This is a genomic window from Fluctibacter halophilus (assembly GCF_020687825.1).
Classification (GTDB): domain Bacteria; phylum Pseudomonadota; class Gammaproteobacteria; order Enterobacterales; family Alteromonadaceae; genus Fluctibacter; species Fluctibacter halophilus.
Genome location: NZ_JAJEWP010000001.1, coordinates 1,264,108 through 1,276,887 on the forward strand (window position 1 = coordinate 1,264,108; position 12,780 = coordinate 1,276,887).

The 12,780-nt window shown below is 51.6% G+C and carries 9 protein-coding genes; 5 read left to right on the plus strand and 4 right to left on the minus strand.

Annotation, left to right across the window (positions count from 1 at the left end; translation table 11 throughout):
* Nucleotides 1–103: 103 nt before the first annotated feature.
* The 3 genes from LJ739_RS05900 to LJ739_RS05910 all read left to right on the plus strand — a co-directional run bounded on the left by LJ739_RS05900 (nucleotide 104) and on the right by LJ739_RS05910 (nucleotide 3,548).
* On the plus strand, nucleotides 104–871 hold the full coding sequence (locus LJ739_RS05900) for an NRDE family protein (RefSeq protein ID WP_229157995.1): 768 nt from the start codon (nucleotides 104–106) through the stop codon (nucleotides 869–871).
* A 79-nt stretch (nucleotides 872–950) separates the two neighbouring features.
* Nucleotides 951–2,141: an amino acid aminotransferase gene (locus LJ739_RS05905; protein ID WP_229157997.1), complete on the plus strand. Its 1,191-nt coding sequence runs from the start codon at nucleotides 951–953 to the stop codon at nucleotides 2,139–2,141.
* Nucleotides 2,142–2,261: 120 nt separating this feature from the next.
* Complete coding sequence (locus LJ739_RS05910; protein WP_229157999.1) at nucleotides 2,262–3,548, plus strand: DEAD/DEAH box helicase; 1,287 nt, start codon at nucleotides 2,262–2,264, stop codon at nucleotides 3,546–3,548.
* 6 nt (nucleotides 3,549–3,554) lie between these two features.
* Here the strand turns inward: LJ739_RS05910 and LJ739_RS05915 are convergent, their stop codons facing one another.
* The 3 genes from LJ739_RS05915 to topA form a co-directional block, all read right to left on the minus strand.
* Complete coding sequence (locus tag LJ739_RS05915; protein ID WP_229158001.1) at nucleotides 3,555–4,031, minus strand: YaiI/YqxD family protein; 477 nt, start codon at nucleotides 4,029–4,031, stop codon at nucleotides 3,555–3,557.
* On the minus strand, nucleotides 4,025–4,576 hold the full coding sequence (locus LJ739_RS05920) for a DUF2058 domain-containing protein (protein ID WP_229158003.1): 552 nt from the start codon (nucleotides 4,574–4,576) through the stop codon (nucleotides 4,025–4,027). The genes LJ739_RS05915 and LJ739_RS05920 overlap by 7 nt, the downstream gene beginning before the upstream one ends.
* A 95-nt stretch (nucleotides 4,577–4,671) precedes the next feature.
* Entirely contained in the window at nucleotides 4,672–7,317 is a 2,646-nt protein-coding gene (gene topA, locus LJ739_RS05925) for a type I DNA topoisomerase (protein ID WP_229158005.1), read from the minus strand.
* Nucleotides 7,318–7,713: 396 nt separating this feature from the next.
* On the opposite strand from topA, the gene astB reads away from it, so the two are divergent.
* The gene (gene astB, locus LJ739_RS05930; protein WP_229158007.1) at nucleotides 7,714–9,054 is read left to right on the plus strand and encodes an N-succinylarginine dihydrolase; all 1,341 of its coding nucleotides are present in this window, start codon (nucleotides 7,714–7,716) and stop codon (nucleotides 9,052–9,054) included.
* Nucleotides 9,055–9,117: 63 nt separating this feature from the next.
* Here astB and LJ739_RS05935 read toward each other — a convergent pair whose 3' ends face one another.
* Nucleotides 9,118–11,277 carry a beta strand repeat-containing protein gene (locus LJ739_RS05935; RefSeq protein WP_229158009.1) on the minus strand — a complete coding sequence of 720 codons (2,160 nt, stop codon included), beginning with the start codon at nucleotides 11,275–11,277 and terminating at the stop codon, nucleotides 9,118–9,120.
* Nucleotides 11,278–11,395: 118 nt separating this feature from the next.
* On the opposite strand from LJ739_RS05935, the gene LJ739_RS05940 reads away from it, so the two are divergent.
* Nucleotides 11,396–12,745 (plus strand): dicarboxylate/amino acid:cation symporter, encoded by a 1,350-nt coding sequence (locus LJ739_RS05940; protein WP_229158011.1) that lies wholly within the window; start codon nucleotides 11,396–11,398, stop codon nucleotides 12,743–12,745.
* The last annotated feature ends 35 nt before the right edge of the window (nucleotides 12,746–12,780 follow it).

Sequence of the window (12,780 nt, forward strand, 5' to 3'; positions counted from 1 at the left end):
ATTGCATATTCTACCGTCCGGCAACTGTCACCAAGGTTGCTAGGATAGTCGCAGGTGCACTACCCTGTAGCGCGTTAAATAGATCAAATCAGAGAGCAGGCCCATGTGCATATTGTTTATCGCCGTAAAACAACACCCGGATCTGCCGCTGATCATCGCCGCCAATCGTGACGAATTCTACCAGCGTCCTACCACCCCTTCCGGATTCTGGAACGAGTATCCATCGATACTGGCAGGCAAAGATCGCCAGGCAGGAGGCACCTGGATGGGCGTCACTCGCGGTGGCAAAATCGCTGCACTCACCAACGTCAGGGAACCGCAACGGGTGCTCGACAACGCACCCAGCCGGGGCGAACTGACAGTGAATTATCTGACCGAAGATGTATCAACTTCAGACTACCTGCAGTGCTGTCAAAGCAGCCGTCAGCACTACAATGGTTACAACCTGCTGTTCGGTGAATGGCACAATTTGCACGTCTATAACAACCGTAGCGATACGCTGACCGTGCTTAAACCGGGGTTTTACGCGTTATCCAATGCCAGTATCGATATGCACTGGCCCAAGCAACGACGAGGTGTGAAGGGCTTACAGGCGGCTTGCCAGTTGCCTGCGGATCATATCGTCGATGCCCTGTTAACCGTATTGCAGGATGATCATCAGGCCCCTGAAGAAGCCTTGCCAGACACCGGCATTCCCAAAGACTGGGAAAGGCTGTTGTCATCAATATTTATCACAACGCCCGACTACGGAACACGTTGCTCGACAATCCTCACGGTCGATGATCAGCAGCACATATCCTGGTATGAACAGACTTACCAGAACGGTCATCCCAGCTCGCCTCCTCGGACCTTTCAATTTGCCATAGGTTAGGCCTAAATAGTCCTCGAATTTTGTACCGTGAGTGGCATAATGAGCGCCACTACACTCCATACAATCGCTGAGGACCACAATGTTTGACGTACTATCCCCCTTACCCGCCGATCCAATCCTGGGTTTATCTGCTGCCTTTAAGGAGGATCCCAATCCGAACAAGATTGACCTCGGTGTGGGAGTGTACAAAAACGAACAGGGTCAAACCCCCATCGTTAAAGCGGTCGCTGAGGCACAAAAAGTGTTATTGGCTAACGAAACCTCTAAAACCTATATCACGCCACAAGGTGTACCCGGCTTTATCCAGGGTATGCTGGAATTACTGCTCGGCGCGGGGCACCCTGCGCTGATCGAAGACCGTGTTGCTGCTGTACAAGCACCGGGCGGCTGTGGTGCTCTGCGCATACTGGCTGAATTGCTGAAACGCTGTGATGAAAACCTGACTGTTTGGGTCAGTGACCCTACCTGGGCAAACCATATACCGCTGATTGGCAGTGCCGGCCTGAACATCGAAACCTATCCTTATTTCGATAAAAGCGCTGCGGGGATCGATTTTGCCGCGATGGAAGCCACACTGGCCAAGGTTAAAAAAGGTGACGTGGTCCTGCTGCATGGTTGTTGTCACAATCCCACTGGCGCAGATTTGACCAAAGCGCAATGGCAACGGGTCTTGGAGCTTGCCCAAGAGCGTGAATTTGTACCTTTCCTGGACGTCGCTTACCTCGGTTTCGGTGACGGCCTTGAGGAGGACGCTTACGGTGTTCGCCTGCTGACAGAAAACCTGCCCGAAGTGGTCATCGCCGCCAGTTGCTCGAAAAACTTTGGTTTATACCGAGAGCGCGTTGGCCTGGCCGCGATGATCACCAAAGACAGCAAAGCCCGCAGCATCGTGCAATCGCAGATTCAGTCTGTTGCTCGCGGTAGCTACTCGATGCCCCCTTCCTACGGCGGTGCGCTGGTAGACATCATTCTGCATGATCAGCAACTGAAGGACATGTGGGTATCGGAAGTCGACGAAATGCGTACCCGCATGCAGTCTCTGCGACAATTGCTGGTTGATAAACTGAAAGAAAAAGGCGCCAGTAAAGACTTCAGCTTTATCACTCAGCAAAAAGGCATGTTCTCCTACCTGTGTATTACCCCTGAACAGGTGCAACAGGTCAGACGTGAGCACAGCGTATATTTCGTTGATTCCAGCCGCGTCAATATTGCCGGCATCAGCCTGTCCAATGTAGATGATCTCGCCACAGCATTGGTATCCGTGTTATAATCCTTCGCAACTTTTTACGGGAGTACTGTTGTGTACTCCCGTTTATTTATTCGCTGGGCTACCAGCGCACTTCTGCTGACGACCGGTCAGCATACCCTTTCACTAGTTTGAGTATATTGAATGACATTTTCTGAGCTGGGACTGATCCCAGCATTGTTACGTGCGGTTGAAGCACAAGGTTACGAAACCCCGTCGCCGATCCAACAACAAGCCATTCCCGCCATTCTGCAAGGCGATGACATCATGGCCGCGGCCCAGACCGGCACCGGCAAAACGGCAGGTTTTACCTTACCCCTGCTACAACGATTAGCCGACAAGGGCCAGCGTCCAGCCCCAAAACACGTCAGGGCATTGGTGCTGACACCAACCCGCGAACTGGCCGCCCAGGTTGCTGACAATGTCAAACGCTATGGCACGCACCTACCGCTAAAATCGGCGGTCATCTTCGGTGGCGTTGGTGCTCAACCACAGATTGATAAACTCAAAAAAGGTGTCGATATCCTGGTCGCGACGCCTGGCCGCTTGCTGGATCTGTACCAGCAGGGTGCTGTCACCTTTAAACAACTGGAATATCTGGTGCTTGATGAGGCTGACCGCATGCTCGATATGGGGTTTATCCATGATATTCGCCGCATTTTAAAGCTGTTACCAGACAATCGACAGAATCTGCTGTTTTCGGCAACCTTCTCTGACTCGATCAAATCACTGGCCAAAGGCTGGATGAAGTCGCCCAAGGAAATCAGTGTGACGCCGCCGAACAGCACGGCGCAACGGGTGGAGCAATCTGTTTATCCGGTCGATAAAAACCGCAAATCAGCGTTATTGACACATTTAATCAAACACCATGCATGGTCGCAGGTACTGGTATTCAGTCGAACCAAGCACGGTGCAAACAGACTGGCCAAGCAGTTAGACAGTCGCGGTATTGCCGCTTCTGCCATTCACGGCAACAAAAGCCAGGGAGCCCGCACAAAGGCATTGGCAGAATTCAAATCAGGTGATATTCAGGTATTGGTCGCCACGGACATCGCGGCTCGAGGGCTGGATATTGATCAACTGCCTGTGGTCATTAATGTTGATTTGCCCAACGTTGCTGAGGACTATGTTCATCGCATAGGACGCACCGGCCGGGCCGGCGCGACAGGCATTGCAATATCGTTAGTGTGTGCTGATGAAGCCAAGCTGTTGCACGACATTGAAAAGTTGATTGGCCTGCGCCTCGAGCGCCATACGGTTCCCGACTTTGAACCGGAGCATCCGCTGCCCAGTATCCAACCACATCCGCGCAAAAATCACCCGGGGGGTAAAGGTAACAACAAGCCCAAAACCGTCAAAACGGGGACCGAATCAGATAAACCCCGCAGACGCAGACGTCGACGCAAGCCTGCACAAGCGTCAACCCAATAACAGCACTTATTTCAGCGACGCCAGATAGCGATCAAGTCCATTTGCAAATTGCTGTTTCTCCGCCGCGCCGAGTGGCGGAGGGCCTTTACTCTGCACCCCGCTGGCACGCAGGGTGTCGTAAAAATCACGCATATTTAGCCGTGAACGAATGGTCTGGCGGTCAAACACCTCGCCACGATGGCTGATCGCCTGAGCCCCCTTCTCCATCGCTTCAGCGACTAAGGGTATGTCACCGCTGATCAGTAAATCGGCCCTATCAATTCGTTGCGCAATCAGATGATCAGCGGCATCGAAGCCCTTTTCAACCTGGATGAAGCGGATATTCGGCCCCGCCGCAACCCGCATGGGATGATTGGCAACCAATATCAGTTGTACACCGCTACGTTGCGCCGCACGAAACAGAATGCTTTTGATTTCTTGTGGACAGGCGTCAGCATCAACCCAGACGGTAGGTATCGATTCTCCGGTGCCTGCGGCTACCACGTTAAATCATCCGGGATCTGATAATCGGCATACCAGTCGTCTTCTTCAGCGCTACTGGTGTCAACATCCGCCTGATCCACACGATATACCACGGCTTGCTCATCGCGCTGGGCAATCTTATCTGCGACAGGCATGGGCACCAATTCATAGCCTGTTCCAAAACGCACGATGGCCAACTTGCCCTGGCTAATACGGTTTTGGGTGGTCTGATTGACATACAGTCGCTTGATCACCGTACCGTCAGTAAAATTACAGGCCACGTCACCGTTGTCTTTTGGCTGACGGTTCAGTTCAATCAACTGCTTGATTTGCGCCGCAATGGCTTTCTGCTCTGCCTCAGCTTTTGCTTTCGCATTCAGCGCCTTATCTTTAGCAATCTTCTGCGCTTTTGCCTGTTCAGCGGCAAGTTTGCTTTCACTGACCTCAACCACTTTGTGTTTTTGTTGTTGTTTGGTCTTTTTATGCTTTTCGCGTTTCACTTGCTGGACTTTCTTCTTATCTGCCAAGCCCGCCTTGAGCAATTGTTCCTGTAGCGACAATGCCATGCTGTTCCCCGTCTGAGAGCGATAAAAAAGGGCGGCCAGTTTAGCACCGGCCGCCCTAATGTACTAGATAACGATAAGGGTTAATCTACATCACATCAGCCTTTTTTGGCTGCACTTTTACGCTTATCGTCAGCCACCCACTTGCCATCTTTGTACCAGGCAACCCAGCCACTGGGTTTACCTTCCGGCGTCTCAGCAACGATATACTGCTGCTTGGTCTTGCGACTAAAACGTACCAAGGTTTTATTGCCGTCAGGGTCCGTTTGTGGCGCATCGGCGAGGTAGTGAAACTTGGGCGACAAGCGAGATTTAAAACGTGCAAGCTCTTCTACCAATGGGGCTCGCGTTTCCCTGGATTTGGGGAAATTATGCGCCGCAAGGAAAATCCCAGACGCCCCATCACGTAACACAAAATGGGCATCGGATTTCTCGCACGGCAACTCCGGCAAATCGACCGGATCTTCCTTCGGTGGCGCCACTTCGCCGTTACGCAACAGTTTACGGGTGTTTTTGCACCCTTCATTGGTACAGCCGAAATATTTACCGAAGCGACCGTTTTTCAGCTCCATGTCACTGCCGCACTTGTCACATTCTATGATCGGGCCGTCATAGCCCTTGATCTTGAAGGTGCCGGTTTCCACAAAGGTACCAGGACAGGTAGGCGTGTTACCACACACATGCAGTTTGCGGGTTTCATCGACCAGGTAACTGTCCATCGCCGTACCGCAAATGTCACAACGGCGTTTGGAGCGTAATGCTTCAGTCTCCAGCTCTTCTTCGTCATCCACCTTGACCACTTCGTCACCGGGAACCAGATTTTTGGTGCCGGTGCAACGTTCTTTGGGTGGCAGATTATAACCAGAGCAACCGAGGAATACGCCGGTACTGGCAGTGCGCACATTCATCGGACGACCACATTTGTCACAACTGATGTTGGTTTCAATCGCCTGATTGAGACGCATCCCACCTTCTTCCGGTGGTTTTTCCGCCACCAGTAGTTTCTGGTAAAAATCATCATAGAAACTGTTGAGTACCTGCTTCCAATCGGCATTACCGTTGGCGATTTCATCCAACTGCTGTTCCATGTTGGCGGTAAAATCATAACTGATCAGGTCGTCGAAGTTCTCAAGCAGCCGGTCATTGACAATCTCGCCCATTTTTTCAGCATAGAAACGCTTGTTGTCCAGGCGCACATAGCCCCGGTCCTGAATCGTGGAGATGATACTGGCATAAGTAGAAGGACGGCCGATGCCGCGCTTTTCCAGCTCTTTTACCAACGAAGCTTCATTGAAGCGTGCCGGTGGTTTGGTGAAATGCTGCTTCGGATCGAGGGTTTTCAGATCCAATGCCTGACCTTCTTTCACGTCCGGCAAGGTCAGATCGTCATCCCCTTTCTTTTTCATTTGCTGCTGAACGCGCGTCCAACCATCAAACTTCAACACCCTGCCTTTGGCGACCAGTTCATAGTCACCCGCCGCAACTCTGATGGTACTGGCATCGTATTTGGCAGGTGTCATCTGGCAGGCAACAAACTGACGCCAAATAAGCTCGTAGAGGCGCTGTGCGTCGCGTTCCATGTCAGACAGGGAGTCAGCCTTAATTTTCACATTAGAGGGCCGTATGGCTTCGTGAGCTTCTTGTGCGCCCTCCTTGCTGCCATACCGAATGGCTTGTGCAGGCAAATAGTTGTCACCAAAGTTCGACTGAATATAGTCACGACAGTTATCCAGCGCTTCCTGACTCAGGTTGGTTGAGTCGGTACGCATGTAGGTGATGTGACCCGCTTCATACAGACGCTGGGCCAATGTCATGGTTTTCTTTACGCCGAATCCCAGTCGTGTGCTGGCAGCCTGTTGCAGCGTTGAGGTAATAAAGGGTGCCGAGGGTTTGCTTTGTGTCGGGCGCGACTCACGACTAATAACGTTGTAGCTGGCCCCTTTCAGGTCCGCAACCGCAGCGTCCGCCTGGGACTTGTTAACCGGTTTAAAGGCTTGCCCCTGGTACTTATTTACCAGCATGCGCAGATCGGCCTTTTCGGCCAGTAAATCGGCATGTATATCCCAGAACTCCTCGGGCACAAACGCTTTGATTTCTCGTTCTCGCTCTACCACCAGGCGCACAGCAACAGACTGAACCCGTCCGGCAGAAAGACCCCGAGCGACTTTTTTCCATAGCAGCGGGGACACCATAAAACCGACTACACGGTCGAGGAAACGCCGTGCCTGCTGCGCATTTACACGCTCAACATTGACCTCACCAGGGTGCGAAAAAGCATCCTGAATGGCGTTTTTGGTGATCTCGTTAAACACCACACGCTGATAAGACTTGTCTTTTTTACCTATCAGTTCCTGCAGGTGCCAGGCGATCGCTTCCCCTTCTCTATCCAAATCCGTTGCGAGATAAATGGTGTCTGCGTCTTTGGCCAGCTTCTTTAACTCGTTAACGACCTTCTCTTTACCGGACAACACTTCATAGTGGGCAGCCCAGTCGTTTTCAGGGTCGACACCCATCCGATCGACAAGTTTCAGGTATTCAAAATGGCGCAGGTAATCCTCACGCTCTTTTTCCGGCAATGCCTTTAGTTCTTTGGCACTTTTTTTCGCCGGTGCTTTACCCAATGCCTTGGTTGGCAGGTCGCGAACATGCCCAACGCTACTTTTTACAATAAAATTTTTGCCGAGATATTTATTTATTGTTTTCGCCTTTGCAGGCGACTCGACAATCACCAGTGACTTTGCCATATATGTGAGATTAACCTTTGATTTTTATGGGGATTTTTGTAGTTTAACCAAGCTATTGTGCTGATTGGTACCCACGGTGCTTTTTTAACATATATCTACAAAGTGAATAGAAAACAAGTTCTTCTTCATACTTATATATATGTGGTGAATTTGACAGCAGCAAAACTGTTCAGTTTTTAACCAGCGCGATTGGCAAGGGGGGTAAAAGCCGTATAATGGAACGCCATTCAGGGCTTACTCGCGACCAGAACGTACCCTATGCACAGGGTCCCACCACAAAAAATGACACACAAAAGGTGGTATCCAGCGTTCGTTCGACCGGTTAGTTCAGCGACACGTTGTAAGCCATAACCCAGTGAGCGGCACTGCCCTCACCCGCATGTTAATGAGGATACCATGAAGCAGTTTGAAGTGAATTTTGATGGTTTGGTTGGCCCTACCCATAACTACGCTGGTTTGTCGTTTGGTAACGTTGCGTCTCTCAGCAATGCCAATGCCAACAGCAGCCCCAAGCAAGCCGCCAAACAGGGCTTGCAGAAAATGAAGGCGCTTCACGACATGGGCATGATTCAGGGGGTGCTGGCGCCCCAGGAACGTCCGGACATCTTCACGCTGCGCCGTCTGGGCTTCACCGGCAGTGACGCCCGGGTGCTCGAACAAGCGGCAGCACAAGCCCCGGAAGTGTTTCAGGCCTGTTGTTCTGCCAGTAGCATGTGGACCGCAAACGCGGCCACAGTGTCCCCAAGTGCCGATACCGCCAACGGTAAAGTGCATTTTACACCGGCTAACCTGACCAATAAATTTCACCGCTCCCTCGAGCCGGAGGTCACCGGTCGCATTCTGAAAGGCACGTTTGCTGACGAGAAATATTTTGATCACCACACCCACCTGCCGGACAACGAACACTTCGGAGACGAGGGTGCCGCCAATCACACCCGTCTGTGCACGGACTATGGCCATGCCGGAGTCGAAATGTTTGTGTATGGACGCTATGCCTTTGATGGCAGCAAACCGGCACCGAAAAAGTACCCAGCGCGACAAACCTTCGAAGCATGTCAGGCGATTGCCCGTCTGCATGGACTCAGCGAGGAAAACGTGGTTTACGTGCAACAAAATCCAGACGTGATTGATCAGGGCGTGTTCCACAATGACGTGATTTCAGTTGGCAACCAGAATGTGCTGTTCTATCACGAACAGGCATTTCTGAACACTGACGCCGCCTTTGCCGAAATCCAGCAAAAATTCGGCGATCACAAACTCCACTTTGTCCGTGTCGATAGCGCCGATGTGTCTGTTCAGGAAGCGGTTAAAACCTACCTGTTCAACACTCAGATCCTAACGTTGCCCAACGGTGAAATGGCCATCATTGCCCCCACTGAATGTGAGGAAAGTGAATCAGTTAATCGCTATTTGAGTAACCTGGTGACTCAGGATACCCCTATCAAACAGGTTCATTACTTCGATGTAAAACAAAGCATGCGTAACGGTGGCGGCCCAGCCTGTTTGCGTTTGCGTGTCGCAATGACCGAATCGGAAGTCAGCGCGGTGAATCAGAATACCCTGATCAACGACGAACAGTTTGCACGTCTGAATGCCTGGGTTGACAAACATTACCGTGACGCCCTGAATGTGAATGACTTACGTGACCCGCAGTTGCTGGTTGAGTCCCGCACGGCATTGGATGAACTGACCCAGCTGCTGAAAATCGGTTCCGTATATCCATTCCAGCAAGACTGACAACGCCTGCAAAGCTAAAAAAAACGCTACCCTTGGGTAGCGTTTTTTATTGCGAGTGACCGACTATTTATTGTCGGTACAACTGGTTCCCGTACCGAACGGACTCGGTACTGGTTGTTCTTCCACATCGTCAATATCATCCGACGAAATCGCCAAGGTGTATTCCTGGCTCTGCACAGCCTCTGTACCGGCAGACTGACCAGACACTTTGATGGTAATATCTGCCCACGCAGCGAAGGCCTGTGGATAGCGAATTTGCAGCGTCGCCTGACCATTACTGTCGGTAACCAGACTGTCGGATGCAGAGGCAACGATCCCCGGAGTCAACAAACCATCGTTATTGGTGTCTTCACCTGGATCTAACATGCCATTACCGTTAACGTCTTCATTGTTACAAGTAGCGGACACTTCAGGCACATAAATATCACCGTTCCACACCCAACGCCCCTTACGGTAAACACCACCCTGAGAGAATTTCACAGGTGTAGCAGACGTGGTCAGTTGCGCGCCCTCTACCGGGTTGGCGGAGTTGTCAGTGACGAACACGGCGAATTCTTTCAGGTAAGTAGAATCATCCGGTACCTGAATCGAATTACCGGTACCCAGTGTGATATCAAAAGCGCGATCACCCACTGTCAGTACAGTACTGTCACTCACCGCCTGATCGGACGCTACCTCAGCGGTGATCACAATGTCTTCCTGCACACTCACCGTATTGGAGGTGTACACCGTTGATGCGATACCACGGCTGTCTGTGGTGGCGGTATTCGGTGAAATAAAACCACCGCTTACATCGTCGATAATGAAGTTTACCGTTTCACCCTTGACCAGGTTACCCTGTGCGTCACGCACAACAGCAGTGATGGTAGAGGTTTGGCCATCCGGTCCGATAGAGTCCGGAGAGGCATCGACAATGATGCTGTCAGGCTCCGTGGCGATGAATTCGATTTGTGCCCGTGACGTCACGATATCCCCAACGCCGTCGGTACCTTCCGCGGAGATTGACGCAATACCTGCGTTGCTGGATGAAATCGATACGCTGGCCTCACCCTGGGCATTGGTCACCACACTTGAAGATGACAGGCTGCCCCGTGAACTGGTAAAGGCAACGGTGCCGCCAGAAAACGGGCTACCATCGCGCAACCAGGTCACCGTCAGTATGGCAGACTGACCCAGTGGCGTATCATCGGCAGGCAGGGTGGTAAAGCTGAACTCATCCTGCTGAACGGTAATGGCAATTGAACCATTCGCATTGAGCGCCTGAGCCGTCACACTGCCCTCACCCGATTCGGTTGCCGTGTACATCACCTGTACCTGGCCGTTAGGACCGGTGGTAGGGGTAGCATTGCTCAGCGTGCCGCGCTCTGCCGTCAGGGTAAGCTGCTGCTGGGCAATACCATTGCCGTCAGAGTTAGCCAGAATAATGGTCAGCGGTACCGGATCATTAATGATCACCGAAGACGGACCGTTGATAGAAATATTGGTACCCACCACGTCGATCGACAAGTTTTGGATCAGGTCGCCGGTTCGGGCCTGTGCGCTAATGGTACGGTTCTGTGGATTAGAGTTCGAGGTTAATATCGCTCTGGCTGTACCATCAGCCGCAGTGCTTGCCTGGGTGATCTGCAATTCACCTGAATCAACCGAAAAAGAAACATCAACCCCTTCAAGCAGTACGTTGGCTTCGTTTTTCACCACTGCGATCAATTCAATCTGATCTGAACCACTGGACGCGAGTTGCGTGGTGGTGGCATAGAATTCCAGCGACGCAGGGTCAATCACCGTTTGTTCATTGCCGGTCGAGTTAATACCGATTTGCTCAGTGGTATCACCATCAACCGTGGCGGTCACGAAACCTGAACCTGCGGCGTCGCCTACCGTCAATACGACCGAAGCAACACCATTTGAATCCGTTGCAACGATACTGATTGAACCGGAGAAATTCGCAATTGCGGTATTGGTCAGCTCAAAACTGACATCTTCGTTTGCCACAGCAGCGCCGGTGGAGTCGGTCACTGTCGCGGTGATAGTGAGGGGTTCATTCGCGCTGAGCACATTGTTGTTTTGACCGTTATTATCCGTCACGGTCAACGCGATGCTCAGTTCCGTATCGGGTGTTTGGCCGCCGGTGTTGTCGTCTCGGTCCAACGTTCCACCGCCGCCACACGCTGCTAACGACAGAATCATTACAGCAGTGAGCCATGCCCTTACGCTTGATATCATATTTTTCTTCCTACACGTCCGTTTGTGGGTGAAGTTGACCCACAGGTTGCTTTAGTGGTTTTGCTTGTCTGGCAAACTTGGTAGGCTATCGCTAATAAAAATAATTACTAGGACAATTATGGACCAATCCCCGCCTAAACTCAGTTTAACTGCCAGAATTTTTATCGGCATGATTGCCGGAATCGTTACCGGAACCCTCCTTCAAGCCTTGTTCGATGATAGCGGAGATTTTGCGTTTAGTGTATTTGGCATCACGGTTTCTACGTATACGGTTTTAGTAGAAGGTATATTTCACGTTATTGGTCAGGTATTTATCAACAGTTTGAAGATGCTGGTCGTGCCTCTGGTATTCGTATCACTGGTGTGTGGCATCATGAATCTGACCGAGCCGAGCAAGCTTGGACGGTTGGGCGGAAAGTCAGTCTTGCTGTACGTTTCGACCACCGCCATTGCTATCACACTGGCCATGCTGGCCGCCATTGTCGTGCAACCAGGCGCTGGCGTAGCTCTGCCGACCGACGCTCAGTACGTCGCCAAGGAAGCACCCAGCCTGGCCCAGGTGCTGATTGACATTTTCCCTGACAATCCGTTTGAGTCATTTGCACAAGGAAAAATGTTGCAAGTTATTGTTTTTGCGGTGCTGTTCGGTGTTGCGATGGCAATGGCCGGCAAAGCAGGCAAGCGGCTTGGCGGCGTGTTTGAAGACCTGAATGTTGTCATCATGCGCCTGGTGACGATTTTAATGAACCTTGCCCCTTACGGCGTGTTTGCGTTGTTGGCTAAATTGTTTGCTGATATCAACCCCGACACCATTTTCAGTCTGTTGAAATACTTTTTGCTGGTCCTTGCTGTTTTGGTGCTGCACGCTTTCGGTACCTATTCGGTATTGCTCTCAATGCTGGCGCGCATGAACCCGTTGATGTTGTTTCGCAAGATGCGTGACGCGGCCCTGTTTGCCTTTTCAACCGCAAGTAGCTCTGCCACGTTGCCGGTAACCCTGGAAACGGCGACTAAAAAGCTTGGGGTTAAAAACTCAGTGGCTTCATTCACGGTGCCTCTGGGTAGCACTATCAACATGGACGGAACCGCGATTATGCAAGGTGTCGCCACCGTGTTTATTGCGCAGGTTTACGGTGTGGATCTGACCACCGCCGATCTGTTGATGGTGATCCTGACTGCCACATTGGCATCCGTGGGCACTGCCGGCGTTCCGGGCGTTGGATTGCTGATGCTGGCCATGGTACTTAATCAGGTAAACCTGCCGGTTGAAGGGATTGCCCTTATCATCGGCGTTGACCGGTTACTGGATATGACACGTACAGCGGTCAATGTTACCGGTGATTGCATGGTGGCCTGTATCGTGGGTAAAAGCGAAGGTGAACTTGACGTAGAACGCTATAACGATCCGGATGCCGCACAGCGCGACGAGGATCTGGATTTCGAGCATTTTGACCGCAATCCTGGTTAATTTCATCGGGTGTGGTATCTGCCACACCCTTCTTT